This is a genomic window from Wolbachia endosymbiont of Rhagoletis cerasi, assembly GCF_018454475.1.
Classification (GTDB): Bacteria; Pseudomonadota; Alphaproteobacteria; order Rickettsiales; family Anaplasmataceae; genus Wolbachia; species Wolbachia pipientis.
Map to the genome: position 1 here is coordinate 30798 of NZ_JADCNC010000013.1, position 23125 is coordinate 53922.

The 23125-nt window shown below is 33.8% G+C and carries 25 protein-coding genes, 2 other RNA genes and 4 pseudogenes; 17 read left to right on the forward strand and 14 right to left on the reverse strand.

From position 1 onward, the window contains the following. Positions 1-475: 475 nt before the first annotated feature. A pseudogene (locus tag INQ25_RS05040) lies at positions 476-1407 on the reverse strand (IS110 family RNA-guided transposase). 274 nt (positions 1408-1681) lie between these two features. On the opposite strand from INQ25_RS05040, the gene INQ25_RS05045 reads away from it, so the two are divergent. Next, the gene (locus INQ25_RS05045; RefSeq protein WP_231115854.1) at positions 1682-2176 is read left to right on the forward strand and encodes a hypothetical protein; all 495 of its coding nucleotides are present in this window, start codon (positions 1682-1684) and stop codon (positions 2174-2176) included. Here the strand turns inward: INQ25_RS05045 and INQ25_RS05050 are convergent. Further along, complete coding sequence (locus INQ25_RS05050; protein WP_022626401.1) at positions 2144-3433, reverse strand: bifunctional folylpolyglutamate synthase/dihydrofolate synthase; 1290 nt, start codon at positions 3431-3433, stop codon at positions 2144-2146. The two genes, INQ25_RS05045 and INQ25_RS05050, sit on opposite strands and share 33 nt — an antisense overlap. Then, positions 3430-4020: an MlaC/ttg2D family ABC transporter substrate-binding protein gene (locus INQ25_RS05055; protein WP_010963011.1), complete on the reverse strand. Its 591-nt coding sequence runs from the start codon at positions 4018-4020 to the stop codon at positions 3430-3432. Before INQ25_RS05055 ends, INQ25_RS05050 begins: the two co-directional genes overlap by 4 nt. Positions 4021-4136: 116 nt before the next feature. Between INQ25_RS05055 and ssrS the strand changes: the two genes are divergently transcribed. The 3 genes from ssrS to INQ25_RS05070 all read left to right on the forward strand — a co-directional run bounded on the left by ssrS (position 4137) and on the right by INQ25_RS05070 (position 5543). Next, positions 4137-4297: non-coding RNA, 6S RNA (gene ssrS / locus INQ25_RS05060), on the forward strand. A gap of 19 nt (positions 4298-4316) precedes the next feature. Continuing rightward, positions 4317-4784 (forward strand): type II toxin-antitoxin system RatA family toxin, encoded by a 468-nt coding sequence (locus INQ25_RS05065; RefSeq protein ID WP_213863215.1) that lies wholly within the window; start codon positions 4317-4319, stop codon positions 4782-4784. 54 nt (positions 4785-4838) lie between these two features. After that, positions 4839-5543, forward strand: coding sequence for a DsbA family protein (locus tag INQ25_RS05070; protein ID WP_038199341.1), 705 nt, complete (start codon positions 4839-4841; stop codon positions 5541-5543). 29 nt (positions 5544-5572) lie between these two features. Here the strand turns inward: INQ25_RS05070 and INQ25_RS05075 are convergent, their stop codons facing one another. Continuing rightward, positions 5573-5851 carry a DUF2671 domain-containing protein gene (locus INQ25_RS05075; RefSeq protein WP_006279425.1) on the reverse strand — a complete coding sequence of 93 codons (279 nt, stop codon included), beginning with the start codon at positions 5849-5851 and terminating at the stop codon, positions 5573-5575. A gap of 250 nt (positions 5852-6101) precedes the next feature. Here INQ25_RS05075 and INQ25_RS05080 point away from each other — a divergent pair, with 250 nt between their 5' ends. After that, the gene (locus INQ25_RS05080) at positions 6102-6749 is read left to right on the forward strand and encodes an O-methyltransferase (RefSeq protein ID WP_010081993.1); all 648 of its coding nucleotides are present in this window, start codon (positions 6102-6104) and stop codon (positions 6747-6749) included. 1 nt (position 6750) lies between these two features. On the opposite strand, the gene INQ25_RS05085 is transcribed toward INQ25_RS05080, so the two are convergent. Both INQ25_RS05085 and INQ25_RS06500 read right to left on the reverse strand, forming a co-directional pair. After that, positions 6751-7404 carry a glutathione S-transferase family protein gene (locus INQ25_RS05085; protein ID WP_065094500.1) on the reverse strand — a complete coding sequence of 218 codons (654 nt, stop codon included), beginning with the start codon at positions 7402-7404 and terminating at the stop codon, positions 6751-6753. Positions 7405-7496: 92 nt separating this feature from the next. Further along, a pseudogene (locus INQ25_RS06500) lies at positions 7497-7616 on the reverse strand (WPE palindromic element domain-containing protein); the annotation flags it as partial. A 123-nt stretch (positions 7617-7739) separates the two neighbouring features. Between INQ25_RS06500 and ffs the strand changes: the two are divergent. From ffs to INQ25_RS05105, 3 genes are all read left to right on the forward strand, one after another. Further along, positions 7740-7839: signal recognition particle sRNA small type (gene ffs / locus INQ25_RS05095), an RNA gene on the forward strand. Positions 7840-7854: 15 nt separating this feature from the next. Continuing rightward, the gene (gene dnaX / locus INQ25_RS05100; RefSeq protein ID WP_213863217.1) at positions 7855-9339 is read left to right on the forward strand and encodes a DNA polymerase III subunit gamma/tau; all 1485 of its coding nucleotides are present in this window, start codon (positions 7855-7857) and stop codon (positions 9337-9339) included. Between the two features lie 21 nt (positions 9340-9360). Continuing rightward, complete coding sequence (locus INQ25_RS05105; protein ID WP_041573540.1) at positions 9361-9675, forward strand: YbaB/EbfC family nucleoid-associated protein; 315 nt, start codon at positions 9361-9363, stop codon at positions 9673-9675. A 135-nt stretch (positions 9676-9810) separates the two neighbouring features. Here the strand turns inward: INQ25_RS05105 and INQ25_RS05110 are convergent, their stop codons facing one another. Beyond that, positions 9811-9987, reverse strand: coding sequence for a hypothetical protein (locus INQ25_RS05110; RefSeq protein ID WP_213863226.1), 177 nt, complete (start codon positions 9985-9987; stop codon positions 9811-9813). A 440-nt stretch (positions 9988-10427) separates the two neighbouring features. Between INQ25_RS05110 and INQ25_RS05115 the strand changes: the two genes are divergently transcribed. The 5 genes from INQ25_RS05115 (at position 10428) to dnaN (ending at position 14124) form a co-directional block, all read left to right on the forward strand. Continuing rightward, positions 10428-11141 (forward strand): P44/Msp2 family outer membrane protein, encoded by a 714-nt coding sequence (locus tag INQ25_RS05115; protein ID WP_213863218.1) that lies wholly within the window; start codon positions 10428-10430, stop codon positions 11139-11141. Between the two features lie 12 nt (positions 11142-11153). Further along, positions 11154-11321: a hypothetical protein gene (locus tag INQ25_RS05120; RefSeq protein WP_213863219.1), complete on the forward strand. Its 168-nt coding sequence runs from the start codon at positions 11154-11156 to the stop codon at positions 11319-11321. Positions 11322-11459: 138 nt separating this feature from the next. Then, positions 11460-12353 (forward strand): RNA polymerase factor sigma-32, encoded by an 894-nt coding sequence (locus INQ25_RS05125; protein WP_041582625.1) that lies wholly within the window; start codon positions 11460-11462, stop codon positions 12351-12353. Continuing rightward, complete coding sequence (locus INQ25_RS05130) at positions 12346-12843, forward strand: invasion associated locus B family protein (RefSeq protein WP_006279310.1); 498 nt, start codon at positions 12346-12348, stop codon at positions 12841-12843. Before INQ25_RS05125 ends, INQ25_RS05130 begins: the two co-directional genes overlap by 8 nt. Before the next feature lie 123 nt (positions 12844-12966). Beyond that, entirely contained in the window at positions 12967-14124 is a 1158-nt protein-coding gene (gene dnaN, locus INQ25_RS05135; RefSeq protein ID WP_038199350.1) for a DNA polymerase III subunit beta, read from the forward strand. Positions 14125-14203: 79 nt separating this feature from the next. On the opposite strand, the gene truA is transcribed toward dnaN, so the two are convergent. Then, complete coding sequence (truA, locus tag INQ25_RS05140; RefSeq protein ID WP_010963021.1) at positions 14204-14941, reverse strand: tRNA pseudouridine(38-40) synthase TruA; 738 nt, start codon at positions 14939-14941, stop codon at positions 14204-14206. Between the two features lie 71 nt (positions 14942-15012). Next, positions 15013-15135 (reverse strand): annotated as a pseudogene (locus INQ25_RS05145) (IS630 transposase-related protein); the annotation flags it as partial. A 47-nt stretch (positions 15136-15182) separates the two neighbouring features. Here INQ25_RS05145 and INQ25_RS07015 point away from each other — a divergent pair. Continuing rightward, positions 15183-15281: pseudogene (locus INQ25_RS07015) on the forward strand (IS5 family transposase); the annotation flags it as partial. A 138-nt stretch (positions 15282-15419) separates the two neighbouring features. On the opposite strand, the gene INQ25_RS05155 reads toward INQ25_RS07015, so the two are convergent. From INQ25_RS05155 to INQ25_RS05170, 3 genes are all read right to left on the reverse strand, one after another. Then, the gene (locus INQ25_RS05155; protein ID WP_213863224.1) at positions 15420-16178 is read right to left on the reverse strand and encodes a cytochrome c1; all 759 of its coding nucleotides are present in this window, start codon (positions 16176-16178) and stop codon (positions 15420-15422) included. A gap of 368 nt (positions 16179-16546) precedes the next feature. After that, entirely contained in the window at positions 16547-17776 is a 1230-nt protein-coding gene (locus tag INQ25_RS05165) for a cytochrome b (RefSeq protein ID WP_213863220.1), read from the reverse strand. A 104-nt stretch (positions 17777-17880) separates the two neighbouring features. After that, positions 17881-18051 carry a J domain-containing protein gene (locus INQ25_RS05170; protein WP_010082675.1) on the reverse strand — a complete coding sequence of 57 codons (171 nt, stop codon included), beginning with the start codon at positions 18049-18051 and terminating at the stop codon, positions 17881-17883. 68 nt (positions 18052-18119) lie between these two features. On the opposite strand from INQ25_RS05170, the gene INQ25_RS05175 reads away from it, so the two are divergent. Next, positions 18120-19649: an N-acetylmuramoyl-L-alanine amidase gene (locus INQ25_RS05175; RefSeq protein ID WP_246484101.1), complete on the forward strand. Its 1530-nt coding sequence runs from the start codon at positions 18120-18122 to the stop codon at positions 19647-19649. Between the two features lie 19 nt (positions 19650-19668). Here the strand turns inward: INQ25_RS05175 and INQ25_RS05180 are convergent, their stop codons facing one another. Beyond that, positions 19669-19929, reverse strand: a complete 261-nt coding sequence (locus INQ25_RS05180) for a J domain-containing protein (RefSeq protein ID WP_227738613.1) — start codon at positions 19927-19929, stop codon at positions 19669-19671. Positions 19930-20089: 160 nt separating this feature from the next. On the opposite strand from INQ25_RS05180, the gene INQ25_RS05185 reads away from it, so the two are divergent. Then, positions 20090-20662, forward strand: coding sequence for a NifU family protein (locus INQ25_RS05185; protein WP_151807847.1), 573 nt, complete (start codon positions 20090-20092; stop codon positions 20660-20662). Next, positions 20659-21885 carry a histidine--tRNA ligase gene (gene hisS, locus INQ25_RS05190; RefSeq protein ID WP_213863221.1) on the forward strand — a complete coding sequence of 409 codons (1227 nt, stop codon included), beginning with the start codon at positions 20659-20661 and terminating at the stop codon, positions 21883-21885. Before INQ25_RS05185 ends, hisS begins: the two co-directional genes overlap by 4 nt. Before the next feature lie 20 nt (positions 21886-21905). On the opposite strand, the gene surE is transcribed toward hisS, so the two are convergent. Continuing rightward, positions 21906-22658: a 5'/3'-nucleotidase SurE gene (gene surE, locus INQ25_RS05195; RefSeq protein WP_213863222.1), complete on the reverse strand. Its 753-nt coding sequence runs from the start codon at positions 22656-22658 to the stop codon at positions 21906-21908. Positions 22659-23125: the final 467 nt, after the last annotated feature.

Sequence of the window (23125 nt, forward strand, 5' to 3'; positions counted from 1 at the left end):
TAAGCCATTTTTTGAAGAATTTATAATAGAGCCATTGGAGAAAGGTCTCAATAAAAGAAATAATTTAATAAAAGAATTACGCGGTAAGTTGTGGAGTCGCAGTTATGAAGAATTGCAAAAATACTTAGATGATAAGTGCAGAAATAAACTCTATAATAAGCAGCAGTCAATTAACAATAATGTAACTGCTTATGTAAAATATTCTTCTTATTCAAATCTCTTAGGAGTTCTTTTAGTATCCTTCACATCAATTGCATTTTTAATAATTAATGGTATCAACTATGTTTTTTAAAAATTTTTTTATTTGTGTAATTTTGCAAATTATATGGGCAATAAAAACCCGTTTGTCATAGAAATAGAATTTTATATCAAACAGCTACCACAGCAATTTCTGCTTAAGCTAATGAATATGTGCTTTAAGTCTGTGTGGACGCACATATTTATTAGCCAATTTCAGTTACCGTTGTGAAGATTTTTAAGTATGCAAATTAATTGCTTCTTTAAGTCTTGTATTAGCAATTACTATAATTTTACGCATTAGGGCTGTTATAGCCACCATCTTCTTCTTACCACTTTCAACAAGCTTAGAATAAAAGGCGCCAAGTATAGATTTTGACCTTGTAGCAGCCATAGCGGCTGTAAAGAGCTTTGAACGAACGTTACTTCTACCACCTGTAATCCTTCGGTAACCAACAGCTTTACCACTTTCTTTTGGATGCGGTGCAACTTCGGCAAGACTTGCTACTTCTTTTCTATTTAAGTAACCAAGCTCTGGCATTAAACACAAAAAATCTTGTGATAACTTTTTACCTATTCCAGGAACTGTTTTAAGAATTTTTTGGCGTTGTTGTAATTCGCGGCTTTCATCAATAATCTTTTGTATAGTATCATTGAGTTCGTTTATTTGACTATCGAAAAACTCAATGGTCTTTTGACAGCTTTCTTTTATATGATCATTTTCCGGTGCTTCAAGTCTGCATTTTTCTTGAGTTCTCATTTGCGTAATATCATCACGACGTTGACAAAGTGCAGCCAAAGTTGATTGTTCTGTAGAGGTAGGTACAAATAGAGAGATAGTTCTATGGCGCATATTGAGCAAGAGCTCTTGCATCTAGACTTTGCTAAAGTTCCGTGAGATAAAATAAAGCTTTTTACTTTACGAGTATTAGCTCGATGCACGGCAATATTTTTGTCGGTAAGAAAATGTGATAAGCCAAGCTCATATTTCCCTGTATTTTCTAAAGTCACTAAAGCATTAGGTAGAATATCTGAAAACTCTTGAAATAATTGTTGCCAACCAGAAGCATTATTATCAAATTCGACAGCATTCTTCTGTTTGTGAATTGCAACGACATTTTTAAATTTTCCGATGTCAATGCCAATAAAATTTTGATAAGATGTAACCATAATAAACCTCGATAGTTTTAGTTAATTTAAGATTGTAAACGGGTGCATATATATGTCCCAAGCAACTATTCAAACGTATCGAGAGATAGGGCTAGCGTACCTTGATACCAACGGTTGTAATACCAATTTCCTTTCGGTCGCGCACGCCCGCTATTCCTAGTGAGCAGGGTTATCTTTCTCTCTTATCTCTTTTATATCACGTTTTTAACTTACAATTTCTTCTAATGTACCAATAGCAGTAGGTTTTCTTGCTCCCTTGTTAGCAGGATCTATTTTGAGTCTAGCTGTTAAGAGCATTTATACTAGAAATGGGAAAGAGTTTAATCATCAGACTAATATTTTATTATTGTTTAACTTTGACCAAGAATGCGAAAATTTTTCAAAGAGTGATAGGACTAAATTAAAGTGGCTAAAAAATTCAGTTATTTTGAGCAACACAATCTGTACATCTTTAATGTTTTTCGGTGTGGGATTAGATTTAGTTGCCAACGGCTTTGGTATAACTAACTCTATGATGTTATCCGGCTTATTACTTTCATTACCATTCACGCTTTTAATTGTTACTTCACCTATTTTAAATGCTGCAAGTAATTATATTCTCAAAAAGACAGCTATAAATTCAATTGAGGAGCAATTTAAAGGTGATGATCAGTTTATAGAAGTCGATAACGAAAAGCCAAGCAGTACTATGAGCAATCAAAGTTATTTCCCCATCGGTCAGTTAATATCATCAAAGTTAGCTATTCTCCATAGCGAAGTCTCTAGCTAGGAACAATGAGCCACAGATTAGTATGGTTTTGACGTTTTGGGTAGAGGCTTTTAATATGTGATTTGATATTGCATCGCCAATTGATTCACATTCAACTGCTTTTATTCCTATGTTATTGGCTTTTTCCCTAATCAAATTTGTATTTGTTGCTTTAGGTTCAGACTTAACACAAACCGCACATAGTAGCTTGATATATGGCTTTAAGTGCTCTAAGAACTCTTCCACATTTCTGTTACTAGTAACACCAAAAACCATATAAATACCTTCAGCAAAATTATCTTTTACCCACTGAGATAGTACTCTAGCACCATCATTATTGTGTGCACCATCTAAAAATAATTGCCAATCTTTCGGTAGTAGGAAAATTAAATTACCTTCTTTTATAGACTCTAGCCGTGCAGGCCAATAAGTGCACTGTAAACCTGAAGTGATATCCTCTTCTCCAATATCAAATTCATACTTTCCACTTAAAATACTACATGCTGCAATAGCATTGCCTGCATTAATCACCTGATGATCACCCTTTAAAGATGGCAAAGGAAATTCTATTGATTGAATAGCTGATTGAAAAACCATTTTGTTGTTCTTTTTTTTGCAATTCCATTCAAGACCTCCTCTATACAAGGGAGATTTCTTATTTATTGCGTGGTGTTCTAGCGTGTTCACTATAGATTTTTCTTGCGGTGCTATTACGCAAGGAACATTAGGTTTCATTATTCCAGCCTTTTCACCTGCTATAATTTCTACAGTAGGGCCAAGATATTCCGTATGATCAAGTGCAATGGAAGTAATTATTGTTAAAATCGGATTATCTATAACATTTGTTGCATCAAGCCTTCCACCCATACCCACTTCAACTAAAGTTATATCGGCTTTATGACGAGAAAAAGCTAAAAAAGCTGCAATAGTTGCAGCTTCAAACAGAGTGATAGGTTGTTCTGCAATTACTGCACGACATTCTTCTAATAAGCTATATAATTCATTATCGTCGATATAGCTGCCGGCTATCACTATCCTCTCATTAAAACTCACTAAATGTGGAGAAGTGTATGCGTGTACCTTATACCCTGCTGCTTGCATTATATATCTTATAAATGCTAGTGTTGAGCCTTTCCCATTAGTTCCAGCTATATGAATTACGGGAGGCACTTTTTTCTCGGGGTTATCTAGTTTGCTAAGAAAGCCTTTTATGCGATCAAGAGAAAAATCATTCGGCCTGCTACCAAGTGGCTTAGGCCAATGAGGCATATATATCATGGATTGTTATTGCATTTTAATTCAGCTATAACGCTTGCTATGCCATGCGTGTCGATTTTTTCACTAAATTGATAACGTTGATTAATAGCAATACTTATTCCACTCATTACAACATCACTTATCAAGAAAGAACTGTTATTTTTAGTAACTTTAAAATCAATATTTGTAAATTCTTCATCACCGTAAGAAAATCTTGTACCAATTAAGCAAGTTTCATCGTCAACTGCTTTTGTACTCATTATGATCATTTCACTATCATGCATGTATTTATATAAAATTTTAACGCACAAACGCGTAAGATACACTTCATACTCTCTTAAAAAATCTTCTTTTTCTTTTTGTTTAACTAAAGCCCAATGTTTTCCTATGACGAATTGCGATATTCCTTTGAGGTTAACATTGTTTTGAATGACCTCCTGAAGCTTTTTTTGCACACATTCCCGGTTTTTTTTATTCTCCTTTGTAGATATACCATCCACTTGTTGCTTCATAGTATGCACAAAAATTTTGTGATCTGTACAATTAGTGTAAGCACTTGAAGAAATTACAATAAAAACAATGATAGTTAAAACTTTAGTAATGTTCATAAGATATATTTATTAGCTATGATACTTAGAATGCAAAGTTTAATAAAGATTAAATAATAATCGCTAGCTTTAATATATCTATAGACACACCTTGTATAAATCATCTACAATTAATTAAGGGTCTGTTCTATGCGTTATGAGTTAAGTTAAATTTCCCGAGCGATAATTTCTAGTCAAGGGAATTGCCTCTGTTAATTTCGTTGAAATTGATACGCGATGCCCACCTTAACTTTAGTCTCAGGAATCTACTAAGGCTGACGGTAGATACGGATCCTATTTTGATTGGTTTAACATTTATGCTTCATCAATACAAAGAACAGGGTGTTTTCCTATGTTTGCCTAATGAAGTATTCCAAATTGTAATTGATGTTGAAAGGTATCCTGATTTTGTTCCTTGGTGCAAAGCCGTTTATATAAAAGAAAAAATTAACAACCAAATGGTTGTGGATCTCCTCGCAGCTTTTCATGGAATTAAAGGTAGATATACATCAGAAGTTACTTCTCTTTCTCCAAGTGGAACAAATGAAGGTTGGATAAAAGCTGTATCATCAAATGGAATATTTAAACATCTATACAATGAATGGCAATTCATTCCCATAGATGAAAATAAAACTATGGTAAAGTTTTATATAGAGTTTAAGTTTAAGTCCAACTCCAACTCATTTTCCACTTTATTAAACTCAGTATATAAGTATACACAAAGTAAAATAATTGCTGCATTTAAAGATAGGGCTGAAAGCCTTGCTAAACAAAAGTTATCTTGACATTATTAATATAAATGTATAATTTTTTTTAGTAAGTTAAGTGTTTATATTGTAATGATTTTTAGACTATTGTTTTTATTAATTTTCATAAGTGTTAATTCTTATGCAGTTGTTAAGCAAGATTTATCCGATAACCAATACATTCAAAAAAAACCCAATGAAATAACATCAAATGAGCTATTATCGCCATTACCTAATGATAAATTATTAGGAGATCCAAAAGCACCAATTCTAATGATAGAATATGCTTCATTAACTTGTTATCACTGCTCTCTTTTTCATAGGAATGTTTTTCCTAAAATTAAAGAGAAATATATAGACACAGGTAAGATGTTATATATATTTCGTCATTTTCCTTTGGATTACAGAGGGCTAAAGGCTGCAATGCTAAGTCATTGCTACGAAAAACAAGAAGACTACTTTAATTTTAACAAAGCTGTTTTTAACTCAATAGATTCGTGGAATTACTACAATTTAAGTGATTTGACTTTACTACAAAGAATTGCTGCACTAAGCAACTTAAAGCAAGATGCATTTAACCAATGCATTAATGATAAGAAAATAATGGATAAAATCGTAAATGATAAATCACTGGCAATTAATAAACTTGGTATCACAGCCACTCCAATATTTTTCATCAAGCTTAACGATGATAAATCATATATAGAGCATAATAAAGTTAAACATGGAGGGTATAAAGAGCTGAAATATTTCACTAATGTGATAGATAAATTATATGGAAAAGCTATAGTGAAGTAATACCACTGTAGCTTACCATATAAAAGACTCTATGCTGAGTCATTGTTTTTCACTACTGTTTGTTGTTTTTTACGCTCAAACTCTCTTTTTTTACTGTGCCAAGTGTAGTAATACATAGCGATTTTATTCTCTATTAATACTATTGTCCCATCATAAAACTGAACCATATCCATAACTTTTCTCTGAGCTTCATCAAAACGTTCTTTATACTTTTCACGATAAGCTGGATTATGTAGTAACATAACCCCTTCATTCTTGTTAGATTTTTTGTTTAACGTTTCAACTTCACCAGCAATAGTATAAGACATATAACCCCCTCTAATTGATTATAAAAATTATATTTTAAAAAGAGAAATGCGCATAAACAATCCCTTTAATTCTAGCATAATAATCGACTGTTTATTATACTAGTTAACTATAGTACGATATATAATAATTTTTGTCACTTAAAATTTTATACTATGAAATAATAACTTAAAATAAATGTTTTTATTATTTTAAACTATATTATTATATTTATAAATTGTGTATGAATTAAGTCTCCCTAATTTATAATATATGCGTAATAATTTTAGTATAAAATTGTCATACATAAGAAATCTATTTGCAAAAGAATATAAAAAAATAGAAGAATATTGTATTCTTGAAAAAAAGCAACATATTCAAATTGGCCCTGAAGAAGGAAAGCTATTAAGTTTATTTATAAAAATCCAAAAAATCAAAAGTATTGTTGAGATTGGCACGTTATACGGTTACTCGTCGATTTGCATGGCAAAAGCTCTACTAAAAGACGGTCATATATATACAATAGAAAATAATCCTCAACACTCAAGAATAGCAAAAAAAAATTTTAGTGCTTTTAATCTAAGTGATAAAATTACTCTAATAGAAGGCGATGCACTGGAAAAAATTAATGAATTATCAGCAAAAGCACCATTTGACATGATATTTATTGATGCTGACAAAAGTAGTTATCCTAAGTATTTAGATTGGGCAGAGTCATACATTAAACAAGATGGGCTAATCGTTGCAGATAACACTCTACTGTTTAACACAGTATTTTTAGAATCGCCTCCAAAAGAAGTATCAGAAAAATCATGGCATGCCATGAGGGAGTTTAATAATAGATTATCAGATGAAAAAAAATATTTCTCTATATTGATTCCAACTGATGAAGGAATGACTGTAGCTTTAAAGCTAACATAAGTTAAAAATCAAGGTCAGCATAATGTTTAGGAGGGATTAAACCAGAAATCCTCTCTAATAATATCTCACGAAAACAAGGCTTTGATTTAACAATGGAGTACCATTCTTTTAAAATTTTACTTTTTTCCCATGGAAAACTACTTACATAATCCATTACGGAAATATGCGATGCTAAAGTAATATCAGCTAAAGTGAACTTATCAGTTGCAAGCCAAACGTTCTTGTTAATTAAGTGTTCGATGTATTCCATATGGCAAGGTAGGTTATGCTGAGCTGCATGAAGAAATCTAGAGTCAGGGCTGCGGTTAGTAATTACTTTTTCATTCATAATATACTTAGTAACTTCATTGTAAAATTTGTTATCGAACCAATTGATTAGAGCGCGTATTTTAGACTTAATAATAGTGGATGAACCAAGTAATTTGACGTCGCTATTGTAAGTCTCTTCTATATATTCACAAATGGCATTACTATCCGCTATTACAAAGTTATTATCTATTAACACTGGTACTTGCCCGGTTGGATTGATCTCCATAAATTCATTCCGCTTTTCCCACGGATTTTCATACACTAGATCACAGCCTAATTTTTTTTCTTTTAGAAAAGCTCTAACTTTTCGTGAAAATGGACAAAGAGGAAAATGATATAAAATCATAATGTTCCTCTTTTGTTATACCAATATCCTTTTTTTGTTACTCTATGGCTTGACCTACAACTGTACGAACTTTCTTTGTAGTCCACAGAAGTTTGCGTAGCAGGTGGTGTCATGCAAGTAGCTGACACTGGAATCCAGTTCTTATTATACAACAGCCTGATGTATTCATTTAAAATTAAGTTTTCTGGATCCAAGTAGTCAAGCACTGGGATGACAGAAGAAGAGTATTTTAGGTAACAGTTGTTTACTCCAAAGTAATGTTGCAAGAGATCTAACATATAAATTATAAGACTAATATAGGATATACCTTGCTAAATAAAAAAAAAAGTATAATATTTTATAAGGTATGCAGGCAAAAACTCTGTAATTTGGTCAGATCAGAAATGAAGCAGCCATATCAGAACCTTTTTGGGTTGCATACCTATTTCATTATTTGTTTTATCCGAGGCTATGAACATAGCATTAAAACATCGTCCTAGTAGCTTCAAAGATCTAGTAGGTCAAGATATATTAGTGCGTGTATTAGAAAATGCTTTTATTTTAAACAAAATCCCGCAATCTATACTGCTCTCTGGTAGTAGTGGAGTTGGTAAAACCACCACTGCAAGGATAATAGCTTTATGTTTGAATTGTTCCCTGGGGCCAATTTTTGAACCTTGCGGATCATGTGAAAATTGTCTAGCAATAAAAAATTCAAGCCATCCAGATGTAATTGAAATCGATGCAGCAAGTCACACTAGCATTGACGATATTAAAGTAATCCTGGGAGATATTTGCTATTCACCTATAAGCTCTAAATTCAAAGTCTACATTATAGATGAAGTACACATGCTATCTAGCAGTGCATTTAACGCATTACTTAAAACCCTAGAAGAGCCACCATCTAGTGTAAAGTTCATTTTAGCAACTACGGAAATAAAAAAGATACCAATAACTATTATTGCACGTTGTCAAAGATTTGATTTACACAACATTCCTGTAGCTAAAATAGTGGAATGTTTAAATAATGTTGCACAAAAAGAGAGTTATTCCATTGAAAAGGGAGCATTAGAATTAATTGCACGACATTCTGGAAATTCAATGCGTAACGCCTTGTTTTTGATGAATCAAGCAGTGCTATATAGCAAAGATGGTGCAATATCCACTAAAAATGTGACAGACATACTTGGCCTAGTGGATAAAGATATTATATTCGATCTATTAGGGGCAATATTAGAAGGTGATTTACAGAAAGCTCTATCAGTGTTTGACAAGGCGATAAAAACAGCAAACCCACTTAGTATTTTTGAAGGTCTATTGCAAACAATTCAGTTAGTATGCCGTTTTTTGATTACAAAAGAGATTGATAATGCAGTTACAGAGCATGAAAAGAATAGGATAAAAGATTTAAGTATAAAGAGATCTTTAATATTTTTTTCGAGATTGTGGAAGATGTTGCTTAAAGGTATTCAAGATATAAAAACTTCAACATGCAACGATGTTGCTGCTGAAATGATGTTAATTAGCCTCTGTTATCTTTCTGATCTGCCTTCTCCGGAACAGGTGGTCAAAAAAATTCTTTCGCAGAATGCACAGCCGGAAAATACGCGTAATGTAAGAAATGAACAGCAACAAAATTATGATTTTGACAAAGTTTTGCAACTATTAAGGCGGAGTAACCAAATTTATCTTTACAAACAACTGTGTAATAATCTACAATTAATAGATTGTAAACCTGGATATTTAAAATTAAAAGCTGTATCTAAGTTGGATAGTAATTTTTGCAATGATTTAAAAAATTACTTAAACCAGGTGACTCAGCAAGAGTGGGTTATTGCAGTTGATACGGGTTATATAAACAGGGAAGTGAGTAATTTAAATTATGCACCTGCAGTTAAGGATATACTTGACACGTTTAAAGGTGCAAAAGTAGTTAATATAGAAAATAAGGAGTAAGTTGTGGATTTTAGTCAAATAATGAAACAAGCGCAAGAGATGCAAAAAAAGCTTGCAGAAGCTCAAGAAAAATATATTGGAAAAGAGTTTCAAGGTATTTCTGGTGGTGGCAAAGTTTCTGTATTAGTGGAAGTCATAAAAATAGGTAGCTATAAAGCTAAAAAGGTGAACATAGACTTAGAACTTATGAGAAATGAGGAAAAAGATATAGTAGAGGATTTAGTAACAGCAGCGTTTAATGATGCCGTTAAAAAAGCAGAAGAGGATATGGCAAATGCAACTTCTGATCTTGCAGGTATGATGGGTTTACCACCTGGATTTAAACTTCCTTTTTGAATTTACTACTGAAGTTTCTTTTAGTGTAAGTATTTTTTTTCTAATATTTCCAACGCTAGTACTTCTTCATATAATGCACCTATAGCTAGCACAGCCCTAAGTCATACCGCGGTTCATTCCATAGCTGTACGAACATTAATTTTTGAAAGTAAATTGCACAGCAAATGGTGTCATCCCAGTGCCCAGACACTGGGATCCAGGAAAAAGAATGGTGTCATCCGAGTAGCTGACACTGGGATCCAGAAGACTTAATTTCAACCAAGTGGCTGCATAATAAAGACTAGATTCCAGTGTCAAGCACTGGAATGACATGGTGAGGTGTCATCCTGCTGCTCCTTTCTTGTCATCCCGCGCGGAATAATTAACCGTCATACCGCGATTCATTCGCGGTATCTCAGCCGCTAACACATAGCGGAATGACAGCAGTCCTATGTCATACCGTCACGGTATCTCTAGATCCCGCTAACAAGCAGCGGGATGACAAATTATTTAACCGTCATACCGCGATTCATTCGCGGTATAGATCCTGCTAACACGTAGCGGAATGACGAGGTCTTTCGATAGTAAATCTTACCTGTGTTAGCTATACCAAAAAATCAAAAGTCGTATTTATTCATTAATAAAATCTTTGTCTTCTCCTAAAAATTAGTTAAAATGTAAGATATTTTGTGTTATTAAGTTAGCACTTGACTTAACTTTAGTTGTTACTTAGACTGCTAAAGTGGAATTTTAATTTTTTTACGAGGACAATTATGCATTATAAAAAGTTTTTTTCAGCAGCCGCTTTAGTAACGTTGCTAAGTTTATCAAACTCTGCTTTTTCAGATCCTGTTGGTCCAATAAGTGATGAAGAAACTAGCTACTACGTTCGTTTGCAATACAACGGTGAATTTTTACCTCTTTTCACAAAAGTTGATGGTATTACCTATAAGAAAGACAAGAGTGATTACAGTCCATTAAAACCATCTTTTATAGCTGGTGGTGGTGCATTTGGTTACAAAATGGACGACATCAGGGTTGATGTTGAAGGAGTTTATTCATACCTAAACAAAAATGATGTTAAAGATGTAACATTTGACCCAGCAAATACTATTGCAGACAGTGTAACAGCAATTTCAGGATTAGTGAACGTGTATTACGATATAGCAATTGAAGATATGCCTATCACTCCATACATTGGTGTTGGTGTTGGTGCAGCGTATATTAGCACTCCTTTGGAACCCGCTGTGAATGATCAAAAAAGTAAATTTGGTTTTGCTGGTCAAGTAAAAGCTGGTGTTAGTTATGATGTAACTCCAGAAGTCAAACTTTATGCTGGAGCTCGTTATTTCGGTTCTTATGGTGCTCATTTTGATGGAGAAAAAGTAGATCCTAGAGATGCAAACAAAAAGGTTGCTGATAAAGGCGCATATAAAGTCCTTTACAGCACTGTTGGTGCAGAAGCTGGAGTAGCGTTTAATTTCTAGTCTATCTCAGTCTTGTTATCCCAGTGGGTTTTTTCTTGCCATCTAAGTGGCATGACACTGGGATCTAGAAAAAAGAAATGTGGATTCCAGTGTCAAGGCACTGGAATAACACTATTTGCTATGTGTTTAAGCTATAATGTTTACCATTGTACTGGTAGAATATCATCTAAAGTTACATAATGTTATCCAATTAGCTAACACTGCGGCCTACTGTCTCCAAGAAATTAGATGGAAAATTTGTACTTTTTTCAAATCAAAGCTTGAATTTTTGCTGGAAAATCAATATATTATATGCATGAAGTTTTAATTTAAGTTGTTATGTTGACCTCAATGGCAAACTTATGTGTCGATAGCAGAACCAATCTCATGCAATATATTGCTAGGGTGCAAAAATTTCCTATGCTGTCTCAAGAGGAAGAGGTACGATTAGCAAAAAATTGGAACCAATATAAGGATGTTTCTTCTGCTCATAAATTGATTACCAGCCATTTGAATTTGGTAGTGAAAATTGCAATGAAATTCAAAAATTATGGACTATTGTTGATGGACCTGGTCATGGAAGGAAATATGGGTTTAATGCATGCAGTGAAAAAGTTTAATCCTGATTTAGGGTTTCGTTTTTCAACTTATGCGGTGTGGTGGATTGAAGCTTCAATAAAAGACTTTATATTGAAATCTTGGTCGTTTGTGAAAATAGGCACAACGCAAGCACAAAGAAGATTGTTTTTTAGTTTACGTAAAATAAAAAAAAGAATTTTACAGTATACAAACAGGGAAACCTTAAATAATGAAGAAATAAAAGCAATATCTAATGAGCTTTCTGTATCCGAAGGAGACGTTCTGCAGATGAATTACCGTATGGCTTGTAAGGATCAGTCGCTAAACGATTGCATAAAAATAGGTGATGACTCTAAAAGGGAGCTACAAGATATGATCCCATGTAACTTGGTTAGTCAAGAAGTAACCTATCAGAATCATGAAGAAAAAGAATTAAAAGAAGCAATTTTAAACAATGCACTAGCGAGCCTCAACGAAAGGGCAAGAGACATTTTTATCAGTAGATATTTGTCTGAAAACATTCAAACTCTGGATGAACTTAGTAAAAAATATTGTGTTTCAAGAGAAAGAATAAGGCAGTTGGCTGAGCAGGCGATGGCTAAGGTAAAACAATATATACAATCTGAAAGTTTGAAATTTTGTTTGCATGCGTAGTTTTTTTATATTTCTAATATTTTTTTCGATAGGCGCTTTTGCATCGGTTAGTGATGTACAATTGAAGGAAAAATATAAAGATTGGCTCGTGTATACTGCATTGGAAGATGGAGAGAAAGTATGTTATATTGTATCCTATCCTAAAAAAAAAAGCGAATATTATACAACCAATCGCAAGCCGTATGTAATGGTTAGTTATGTTGATAAAAAAGCAGATGAGGTAAGCGTTACCTCTGGTTTTCAGTATGATAAGGAGCCTGTAGCTCTCAATATCGACAAAAAAATTAAATATACACTGCCCATAATACAGGGAAGTTTTGCGTGGGCAGAGCATACAAAAATAGATCAAGATCTCATTCTAAAAATGAAGCAGGGATTATCAATGGTAGTTAATGGAAAAACAAAAACAGTGACCATTGATGATACTTATTCCCTACTTGGTTTTCAAAAAGCGTATCAAAAAATGCATGATTTATGCCATACAAAGTAAATTATTGTAACAGAATACCCAGCTATAGTATAAACTAGACTACTCTTTCAATGGAAATATAAATAGCACTTTACTTTATATGGGATGTGGATATCATTTAAAATATATTTTTGAGAGTTAGCAATGTCAGAGGTTGCAGGTGTAGATACAGAAATCAAAAAGCAAAATTCTGTGTGCGAGCAGATGCGTTTTAGCGTGAGCCGCACAAGTCTTTTAAATACATTATCCAGAGTAAGTGGAGTGGTTGAAAGGCGTAATGCAATAGATGTTTTGGCGTGTATAAATATCAAAGCACAACACGGCAGCATAAAATTAATGGCAACTGATCTTGACATTTCAATGTTTGCCTCACTTGCTGCAACCGTATTAACAGAAGGAGAAGTAAAAATTTCAGCGCATACTTTACATGACATAGTGAAGAAGTTACCCGCTGATTTGGATGTCAATTTTGAAGTAAACAACCAAGGAAAATTATTGATGTCTTGCGGAAATGCAAACTTTTCTTTACCGAATGTAGTTTCAAGCAGCTTTCCTGCTCTTGAAGAAGACAATTATAAACATGATTTTACTCTACTAAATACAGACCTGATAGACTTATTAACTAAAACAAAATTTGCTGTATCACTAGATGATACAAGGTATAATTTAAATGGAATATATCTACATACAGATGAGCAATTTCTGTACTGCGTTGCAACTGATGGCCATCGTTTATCATGTATAAAGAGGCCAAAGCCTGGGAACATCAATGGCGAATTTGGTGTGATCATTCCACGTAAAACTGTTATGGAGCTGTTAAAAATATTGGACGATTGTAATGAAATTAAAGTAAAACTCTCAGACAGAAAAATCAAGTTTACATGCGGTGAATATATTCTAATATCAAAATTAATAGATGGAACTTTTCCAAATTATAAAGCAGTTATTCCAGCATCTCAAGATAAGCATATGATTATTGAAAGTAAAAAACTTTCAGACGTTATAGATCGAGTTTCCGTTGTTGTATCTGATAAAGTAAAATCTATTAAATTCTCACTACAAGAAAAGCTGCTAACTCTGCATTCAAACTCCCAAGAGTGCAGTGATGCAACTGAATCCATAGAAGTGGACTACAATGAAGCCCCTATAGAAATAGGGTTCAACTCGCGTTATTTACTTGATGTTCTATCCTGCATAAAAAATAAATGTAAGTTTAGCTTAGCCGATGGTAATAGTGCTACAATTATCACTGATGAAGACGATTCAAGTGCATTATATGTAGTAATGCCAATGAGAACTTAAACTCGTCATCTCGCTGCTTGTTAGCGGAATCTGGAGATACCGTGGCGGTATGGCACTTATTTCACTAGCTTTTATTAAATTAGTAATCTATCTTTACCAAATATAAGCCAAAAGGTGGTGCAGTAACTCCAGCGGCACTTCTTTTGCATTGGTTTAATATATTTAGCATTTCTTGCGGATTGGTTCTATTTTTTCCAAATTCAACTAAAGTACCCACAATAATCCTCACTTGGTTATGTAAAAAGGAAATAGCAGATATTTTGATGTGTATATGATTCCCATTTTGTATTATATCGATATCATCAATTGTTCTTATCGGATTTGCGGCTTGACAATCTTTTGAACGGAAACTTGAAAGGTCATGTTTTCCAAGTAGATGTTTAGCAGCTTCACGCATAATATTTACATCAAGTGGGCTAAACACTTGCCATACATAACCCGTCTCCAGAGCGGCAGGAGCATAGCGATTAACTATTCTATATTCGTAATATCTTTTTTTTGCTGAAAACCGTGCGTGAAACGCATCATCTACAACTTCTGCATTAAGCACGACTATAGGAATTGATTTTAAATGATAGTTTATTGCATTCCTTATTCTATAAAGCTCAAATTCCTTTTCCATATCAAAATGAGCAACTTGTCCTAAAGCATGAACTCCTGCATCAGTCCTGCCACCACAGTACAAAGTAACTTTCTCACCACTAAAATTAAATATAGCATTTTCTATCTTCTCCTGGATTGAGTTAGCAGAGTGTTGCTGTTTTTGCCAACCAGAGAAATTACTACCATTATATTCTACCGTTATTTTGTATCGCACTGCATTACATCAAGCTCTATCTAAAATAGTCATTTTCTATCTTAACATAATTTATGGTCAAGCCTACAGTGCTGCCACTCCCATAAAGTAGTTCGTCCAATCTTAAATCTTGCTGCCACTGCTTCTCTGCTTTCTCCTTCGTCTAGCGCCTCCATTGCTTTTTTTCTAAAATCATAACTATATGCTGCTGGCATTCAACCTCCTTATCATTATCTATCCTTATCACATCCGGACTTCTATGAAAAGAGCTATAAATCGTGAAAAAGAACTGCTCATTAAGTGCTGTTTGCTTAATAAATTTACTGACATTGGTATGGCTAAATTCGAAATGGCTACATGAATTTATCGTAAATTATTACCGTATAAGGTACGATGCGACAAAGCCATCCCAGTGTCAGCTACTCGGATGATACCGTCATAAAGGAACCAGTGTTAGCTGCTTGGATGACAACCATTGTGCTTGAGGCAAAATTGACTATCACTTCTTTTTATAGAGCTTGCTCCAAACTTTGTTGTTAGTTAATACAAAAAACACTGTTAAAATTATAAAATACGCCACTACTTTTAATCCAAGTTTATGCCGGCGCTCTAATTCTGGCTCTGCTGCCCATTGTAAAAAATTTATCACATCATACGCCATATTTTCAACTGTGGCTTGCCTTGCACCATCATATTCCACCATTCCTTCAGAAAGTGGTGGCGCCATAGCTAATCTGCCTGTTGGAAAATACGAATTAAAATATAAATCATTTTCATCGTGTTCGCCGTTTTGATAGCCTGTTAACAATGAATAGACATAATTTGCACCATCATGCCTTGCTTTAATAATTAATGATAAGTCTGGTGGGACTGCACCATTGTTGCTTGCTGCAGCTGCTTCTTTTGTATCAAAAGGCGCAATAAAATAATCCGAAGGTACTCCAGGTCTGTCAAACATTTCACCAAAATCATTCGGACCATCTTTAACTTGATAAGAAGCTGCTATTTGTTTTACATCTTCTTCAGAAAAACCGACATCTTGCAAATTACGAAATGCTACCCTATTCATTGAATGACAAGCAGCACAGACTTCTTTATACACTTTATAGCCACGCTGAATTGACTCTCTATCGAAAGATCCGACAATTCCATCAAATTTCCAGTCTATTTTCTTATTTGGTGATGATTTAAATTCTTCTGCAGATATAAGACTAGATAGAAATAACATGCAGAAGATTGCAAATACATTAGATCCCATGCATAACCACTGTTTTAGTAAATTTCGAATTGATGTCATGCAAGTAGCTGACACTGGAATCCAGCTTATTTCATCACTGACATTATGGTTATCATGCACTCCTAGAATCTGTTGTCCATTGCATGATTTGTAAGTATTTTTATACCTGGATCCCAGTGTCAAGCACTGGGATGACAACGGAAGATAGTGGAATGACACTGTGTGTTGTATACAACGTTCATACAATTGTGTACATGATGCTGGAATCCATTTATTTTTTTTCTGGATCCCAGTGTCAAGCACTGGGATGACAAAAGAGGGCTCTGGGATGACAGAAGAGAGCTCTGGGATGACAGAGAATTTTGTAAGAGATCTGCTTTGAATTGACATCACCTCATCTCCGGCACAGAATCACTTAAGGTTTTTGGTGGTTCTTTTGGCTTTTCATACTTACTAAGCAGTGGTAAAACTATCACAAAGTATGCAAAGTAATAAAGAGTAGATAGCCTACTCATAGTGATGTAAGGCTCTTTTACCTCTTGTCCTCCAAGCCAGGCAAGAAGTACAAAATTTATTGCAAAAACCCAAAAAAATTTCTTAAACACCGGGCGATAAGCACCACTTTTAACTTTTGATTTATCAAGCCAAGGTAACAAAAACCACACTAAAATAGACGCAAACATGGTAAGCACACCAGTAAGTTTATCTGGAATTGAACGTAGCATTGCATAAAAAGGTAAAAAATACCACTCTGGCACTATATGTACCGGAGTGACCATAGAATCAGCTTCTATATAATTGTCTGGATGCCCAAGATAATTGGGAGCATAGAAAACAAATGCGAACAAAACTACAAAAAACAGACCAAAAGTTATGCAATCCTTGACTATATAATAAGGATAGAGAGGGATGGTATCCTTATCTGATTTTACCTCCACTCCACTTGGGTTACCAGAGCCAAACCTATGCAGAGCTATCACATGAAGCATAGCTAAAGCAATAATAACAAAAGGCAGAAGATAATGCAGAGCGAAAAAACGGTTAAGTGTTGGGTTATCCACTGAAAAACCACCCCATAACCATATAACTATTTTATTGCCAATTAAAGGTATAGCAGAAAATAAGTTGGTTATAACTGTTGCACCCCAGAAACTCATTTGTCCCCAAGGCAATACATATCCCATAAAGGCAGTTGCCATCATTGCAAAAAATATAAATATTCCAATAAACCACACCATCTCTCTCGGTCTTTTATAAGATCCGTAATATAATCCACGTATTATATGAACATAGACTACCATAAAGAAGAGCGATGCTCCAACAGCGTGAGTGTAGCGTATTAACCACCCGTAATTCACATCTCGCATTATGCGCTCTACACTATTAAACGCATAATCAACATGCGGAGTGTAGTGCATAGCAAGAAATATACCTGTTATTATTTGTAAAATCAGCGCTATACCAGCCAAAGAGCCAAAGTTCCAAGCATAATTTAAGTTTTTTGGCACTTGGTAAGAAGCAGTGTGTCTTAGAAAAGAAAATATAGGCAATCTATATTCTATCCATCCTAATATGCCTTTTTCTTCTTTTATTGTTTCTTTTTTGTTATCTTCCTGCATAACTTAAACCTTTCTGAACACATGTCCATTGCTACTTTTATCTTATTTTTTTATTGTAGCAACTTATCCTTTACGCACAAATAAAAACTTTAAAGCAATATTAATTACCTCTTCAGCAACCTGTCACGTGCTGCGTTTAATTTTTGTGCAAAATATTCCGAGCCTCCTTTATCTGGGTGAACTAATTTCATTAAATTTTGATATGCTTTATTGATTTCATTTTGGTTCGCTCCAGAATCTATTCCTAGCACTTTAAATGCTCCATCTCTGAACATGTTACTACTACCAGACTAGTATGATTTTGTCTTGTAAATTTATTCAACAACCCTATTCTAACTATATAATGAAAAATTATCTACAAAGTGTTTATGAAGATGGTATGAAAATCCAACTATCTAAAGTCAACAAATATTTATTAGTTTTACTGATTACTGTCTCAGCATTTCTCATATCTGGGCAAGTATCCAGTTCAAGCAATATCGAGAATGATTTTCAAGATTTACAAGAAAAATTACCATTATTGAAAGATCAGGATTTGTTATTTTTAGATCCAGCTTCAGCTTTAAATTATGGTGATAGGGCAGGTAAAAAAGTGTTAATGGTTATAGTTCACCATACTGAAACATCAACACTAAAAGGTACAAAAGATACGCTGAATGCTAGAGGATTGTCAGTTCATTTTATTGTCGATAGGGACGGCAGCGTTACCTTAATGGTTCCATTAGAGAAAGAAGCATGGCATGCTGGTATTAGTTATGCAAGAGTTAAGATAAATAGCAAGCTTGAAGAGCTACGGAAGCTTAACAACTATTCTGTAGGTATTGAAATTGTAAACACAGGACTTGAGCCTTTTCCGGAAGAGCAAATGAGATCTGTTAAAGAGCTGATTTTATACCTTATGGAGCGTTTTAAAATTAAAAGGGATATGATATTTAGTCATTCTGAAATAGGAACTATAGTGTATGATCCAGAGCTTGGCTATACAATGCGTAAACCAGATCCACACAAATTGTTTGATTGGGAGTTATTAGAGAAAAATGAAATTGGATTGCACATAAGTGACAGAATAAACCCTAAAGATGCTAAACACAAAATGGGCAAAACATTGTATAAAGCAGGTGATAGAAATGAAGGTATTTTGAAATTAAAACAAAGGCTGAACAGATTTTTCTATAAGATAGAACCTTGGAATGATAAGAAAGGTAATGTAATTTTTCCTGATAATAATGCTGATTACTCAGATGAGTTTGATGAGAATTTTGTATGGGTTATTTATCAGTTTTCAATACATAATTTACCAAGAGAAATTAGAAAAGATCTACCTCTTAAACTAGAACAAGCAGATATATTTCCTGAATTCTTTAGTGAATATAGTCATGGCATTTCTTCTAGTTATCTAACCTTTAGTGAAAAAATTAAATCGACTCTACAACCATGTTTAAGCAAAGTAGATTATGAGAATTTATTATCTTCTCTTGCACAATATGAGAATAACATTTCTCCTGATGCATCTACCACTTTAATGTACAAAATTAAGTTATACTATGATTCTTATTTAAGATATCGCATATGGTCTTCACTCTATAAACCATTTAAGCTTAATGTATTGGAAGAGTTAGAGATTTTAAAGAGTGGAGTGTTATCTTTAAAATCACTAGATAGCTCTAAAGCTGCAGAAGTTTCCAGTTTAATTGATAGCTTTAAAGTAGATATTTCTTTAGAATTTCAGGGTTTTGAAAAACAGTGGTTTCAGGAGTTTAAGAATGCTTGGAGACAAGAATTTATACCTTCCCTGGAAGAACAGATAACATGGACTGCACTACATGAAGCAATATTGGAGTATTTAGAAAAAGCAAAGGAAGAAATTCGTTAAACGAAAACTTTTTTTAAGATCACTTTTTTAACAATTTATCACGTGCCGCATTTAGCTTTTGCGCAAAATATTCCGAGCCTCCCTTATCTGGGTGAACTAATTTCATTAAATTTTGATATGCTTTATTGATTTCATTTTGACTTGCCTCAGGATTCAGCCCCAGTATCTTTAATGCTTCATCCTTGGACATGTTATCACCAGTGTAATTTTCAGTATAACTTCTACTGCTACTAAATTCGTTCAAAAACTTACTCAATATAGAGTTCATCATGAAACTCATATTATTTTTTTTTGTCAGGAAAAGAAAAAATATAACAACGCTAGGCAAGACAAATGTAATTACTATGAATACTAAAAAAAGAAAAAAGATGAATGACATGTATATTTTTTTATCATTTTATGATTAAATAGTAACAATTATAATTGTCATGGTAAATAACATGTTCATCCAGATTGAAGAAACACCAAACCCAAATACGCTAAAATTCCTTCCTGGATTTGAAATTTTAAACGAAGGAGAAACGGCTGATTTTTCAAATGCAAATGAGATAAAAAATTCTAAACTAGCAGCAAATCTTTTTCAAATAGAACATGTGGTAAGAGTGTTTTTTGGTCATGATTTTATTTCAGTAACAAAATTGGGTGGAATTAATTGGGATACATTAAAAGTAGAAATTTTAACTACAATCATGGATCACTTTACTTCAGGTGGAAAAGCACTAGATAAAGAAGGAGTAAATGATAATAATATACCGGATGAAGAATTTTTTGATAAAAATGATATAGAAATTGTAAATAGAATAAAAGAATTAATGGAAAGTTATATCAAACCTGCAGTTGCTCAAGATGGTGGCGATATCAAATTTCGTGGCTATAAAGACGGGATAGTTTATGTTGAGTTACAAGGAGCTTGCTCTGGATGCCCAAGTGCTGCAATTACTTTAAAGCAAGGAGTGCAAAATATGCTGAGCTACCACATACCAGAGATTGCAGGTATAGAGACCACACTATGACTAATCAAACGGTTAGAGGAACAAAAGATCTCCTGTTTGATGAATGGTACAAGTTTAAACACATAGAGCAAACAGCAAGCAGAATCTCAAGTTTATACGGCTTTTTGCCCGCCCAAACTCCAATATTTGAGTACACGGAGGTTTTTACAAAAACCTTAGGTGATAGCTCAGATATCATCACTAAAGAGATGTATAGCTTCAATGATAAAGGGGGAAAGAGCATAACTTTACGTCCTGAGTTCACTGCAGCGATTGTCAGGCTATTAATTGAAAAAAAACTGCAAACACCGATAAAACTATTCTCAACAGGACCTGCATTTCGTTACGAAAGACCGCAAAAGGGAAGACAAAGGCAATTTCATCAGATAAATTTTGAGGTTTTTGGTGTAGAAGATTCAAAAGCCGATGTTGAATTGATATCACTCGCTCAGCACTTACTAACTAAATTTGGCATCAATAAAAATGTAAAGCTGGAAATCAACTCTCTGGGTGATAGTGAAACAATAACTAAGTATAGAGAAGCTTTGATCTTATACTTTACAAAGTATCAAAATGATCTATCAGAAGATAGCAAAAATAGGTTGATCAAAAATCCACTCAGAATACTAGATTCTAAGGATGAGAAAGATAGATTAATAATTTCTGATGCGCCTAAAATCAGCAATTATTATACGAAAGAGTCCTCAGATTTCTTTGAACAAATACTAAATGGATTAACAGCTCTTGATATACCTTATACCGTAAACAATAAACTAGTTCGAGGTTTGGATTATTATTGCCACACAGTGTTTGAGTTTGTTACAGAGGATTTAGGTGCACAAGGGGCAGTTTTTGCCGGTGGAAGATACGATAATTTAGTATCTTCAGTGGGTGGAAAACACACTCCAGCGATAGGATTTGCAGGAGGTATTGAACGCATAATGGAGTTAATCAATTATTCTCCGAAAGAAGAGCGACCTATTTACCTAATTCCAATCGGTAGAGAGGCTGAAAAACATGCTTTAACACTTGCGAATGAATTGCGCAGAAATAGTTTATATGTAATCTATGAATATAGCGGAACGCTCAAAACCCGAATGAAAAAAGCAAATCAAGCAAATGCTAAAGCTGCTTTAATTTTTGGCGATGAAGAATTGAGTAGTAAAATTTTAAAGATTAAAAACATGGATACAGGTGAAGAAAAAATAATTGCTCGCGATAATACAATAGAAAACATCTATTAGGAGCAATGCAAATGTTTTTCTCAGTCAGCTATAGAAGAAAATTCGTCTGCACAAGAATTTTTCATAGTATTCAATGTATCATAATCTGTAAAATCTAATTTTACCGGTGTAATAGTAATAAATCCTTCTTTTATTTTATTTATACTACCACTGCCTGAGTGCTCTCGAGACCAATTTAAGCTAAAAGAGCCATTCGAATTTTCAGTAAAAGTTAAATCCCCATCAATGTTATATTCACCTTGTTCAGCAAATTCTACTCCTTTTACTTTTTCCGTAGCAGGAAAATTTACACTCATCACTATGTTTTTAGGCCAACCAACCTTAACTAGCTTGGCAATAACCTTTGGTGCAAAAACCTTTGTATTGTGCCAGTCTATTTTATCATGATAAACTTGGCTTAGCGCAATAGAAGGTATAGACCTTGCAGCACCTTCCATTACAGCACCAATTGTTCCTGAATAACAAATATCGTCCCCGACATTTGATCCAATATTTACTCCGGACAATATTAAGTCTGGTTTTTTATTCATAACTTTATTTAGCGCAATAATGACACAATCTGCAGGAGTACCAGACACACTAAATTCCCTTTCACTATGTTGTTTTATTCCAATAGATTGTTTCACTGGATAATCAAGAGATCTTGCAGCTCCGCTTCTATCAGTATCTGGTGCCACTATCCATATTTCTGACGCAAAATTCCGTGTAACCTCTTTGAGTAATTTTATTCCTTCACTTCCAAAACCATCATCGTTTGTTATTAATATTATCATATACAATACTCAGCTATACAGCTCCAAATTATGTAAACCACTGGCTGTAAATAAACTCATGAGGCTTTAAGTTTCTTTGCATAACTGTGGACTGTAACAAAGAACCTGCTGTAAATCAATAGATTTCTTGCACAGGCCATAACTGTCATTACAATAGAAACGAAAAAACTTACTTGACAAACTCCGCCAGCCCCCTTATCATAAAACTGAAGCTATTGTATTTGCTTTCGCCAATCTGCAGATTAAAAGGTAAGGATTACTTAATGTATCGGCGTCTTATGTTCAATTTTTTGCAGTATATAGATACTGTATGTCTTTACAAAACTTCATCTACATCTAGATTTTTATCTAAATAAGCTGAACGCGCTTACAAAGCGTTACAAGACATCAAAAAATGCCAATACTCGACAGAGATAGTAAAAGACTAGCTAACTCGGGGATTCTTTGTCTTTTTTTCTGCTTAGTAA

What these genes read in the sequence shown, in the direction of transcription:
- INQ25_RS05050 (WP_022626401.1), bottom strand. Translation starts at nt 3,433, where the DNA reads ATGATATATATGCCTCATTGGCCTAAGCCACTTGGTAGCAGGCCGAAT.
- INQ25_RS05055 (WP_010963011.1), bottom strand. Translation starts at nt 4,020, where the DNA reads ATGAACATTACTAAAGTTTTAACTATCATTGTTTTTATTGTAATTTCT.
- INQ25_RS05065 (WP_213863215.1), top strand. Translation starts at nt 4,317, where the DNA reads ATGCTTCATCAATACAAAGAACAGGGTGTTTTCCTATGTTTGCCTAAT.
- INQ25_RS05070 (WP_038199341.1), top strand. Translation starts at nt 4,839, where the DNA reads ATGATTTTTAGACTATTGTTTTTATTAATTTTCATAAGTGTTAATTCT.
- INQ25_RS05075 (WP_006279425.1), bottom strand. Translation starts at nt 5,851, where the DNA reads ATGTCTTATACTATTGCTGGTGAAGTTGAAACGTTAAACAAAAAATCT.
- INQ25_RS05080 (WP_010081993.1), top strand. Translation starts at nt 6,102, where the DNA reads ATGCGTAATAATTTTAGTATAAAATTGTCATACATAAGAAATCTATTT.
- INQ25_RS05085 (WP_065094500.1), bottom strand. Translation starts at nt 7,404, where the DNA reads ATGATTTTATATCATTTTCCTCTTTGTCCATTTTCACGAAAAGTTAGA.
- dnaX (WP_213863217.1), top strand. Translation starts at nt 7,855, where the DNA reads ATGAACATAGCATTAAAACATCGTCCTAGTAGCTTCAAAGATCTAGTA.
- INQ25_RS05105 (WP_041573540.1), top strand. Translation starts at nt 9,361, where the DNA reads ATGAAACAAGCGCAAGAGATGCAAAAAAAGCTTGCAGAAGCTCAAGAA.
- INQ25_RS05110 (WP_213863226.1), bottom strand. Translation starts at nt 9,987, where the DNA reads ATGTCATTCCAGTGCTTGACACTGGAATCTAGTCTTTATTATGCAGCC.
- INQ25_RS05115 (WP_213863218.1), top strand. Translation starts at nt 10,428, where the DNA reads ATGCATTATAAAAAGTTTTTTTCAGCAGCCGCTTTAGTAACGTTGCTA.
- INQ25_RS05125 (WP_041582625.1), top strand. Translation starts at nt 11,460, where the DNA reads ATGTTGACCTCAATGGCAAACTTATGTGTCGATAGCAGAACCAATCTC.
- INQ25_RS05130 (WP_006279310.1), top strand. Translation starts at nt 12,346, where the DNA reads ATGCGTAGTTTTTTTATATTTCTAATATTTTTTTCGATAGGCGCTTTT.
- dnaN (WP_038199350.1), top strand. Translation starts at nt 12,967, where the DNA reads ATGTCAGAGGTTGCAGGTGTAGATACAGAAATCAAAAAGCAAAATTCT.
- INQ25_RS05155 (WP_213863224.1), bottom strand. Translation starts at nt 16,178, where the DNA reads ATGGGATCTAATGTATTTGCAATCTTCTGCATGTTATTTCTATCTAGT.
- INQ25_RS05165 (WP_213863220.1), bottom strand. Translation starts at nt 17,776, where the DNA reads ATGCAGGAAGATAACAAAAAAGAAACAATAAAAGAAGAAAAAGGCATA.
- INQ25_RS05170 (WP_010082675.1), bottom strand. Translation starts at nt 18,051, where the DNA reads ATGTTCAGAGATGGAGCATTTAAAGTGCTAGGAATAGATTCTGGAGCG.
- INQ25_RS05175 (WP_246484101.1), top strand. Translation starts at nt 18,120, where the DNA reads ATGAAAAATTATCTACAAAGTGTTTATGAAGATGGTATGAAAATCCAA.
- INQ25_RS05180 (WP_227738613.1), bottom strand. Translation starts at nt 19,929, where the DNA reads ATGAGTTTCATGATGAACTCTATATTGAGTAAGTTTTTGAACGAATTT.
- INQ25_RS05185 (WP_151807847.1), top strand. Translation starts at nt 20,090, where the DNA reads ATGTTCATCCAGATTGAAGAAACACCAAACCCAAATACGCTAAAATTC.
- hisS (WP_213863221.1), top strand. Translation starts at nt 20,659, where the DNA reads ATGACTAATCAAACGGTTAGAGGAACAAAAGATCTCCTGTTTGATGAA.
- surE (WP_213863222.1), bottom strand. Translation starts at nt 22,658, where the DNA reads ATGATAATATTAATAACAAACGATGATGGTTTTGGAAGTGAAGGAATA.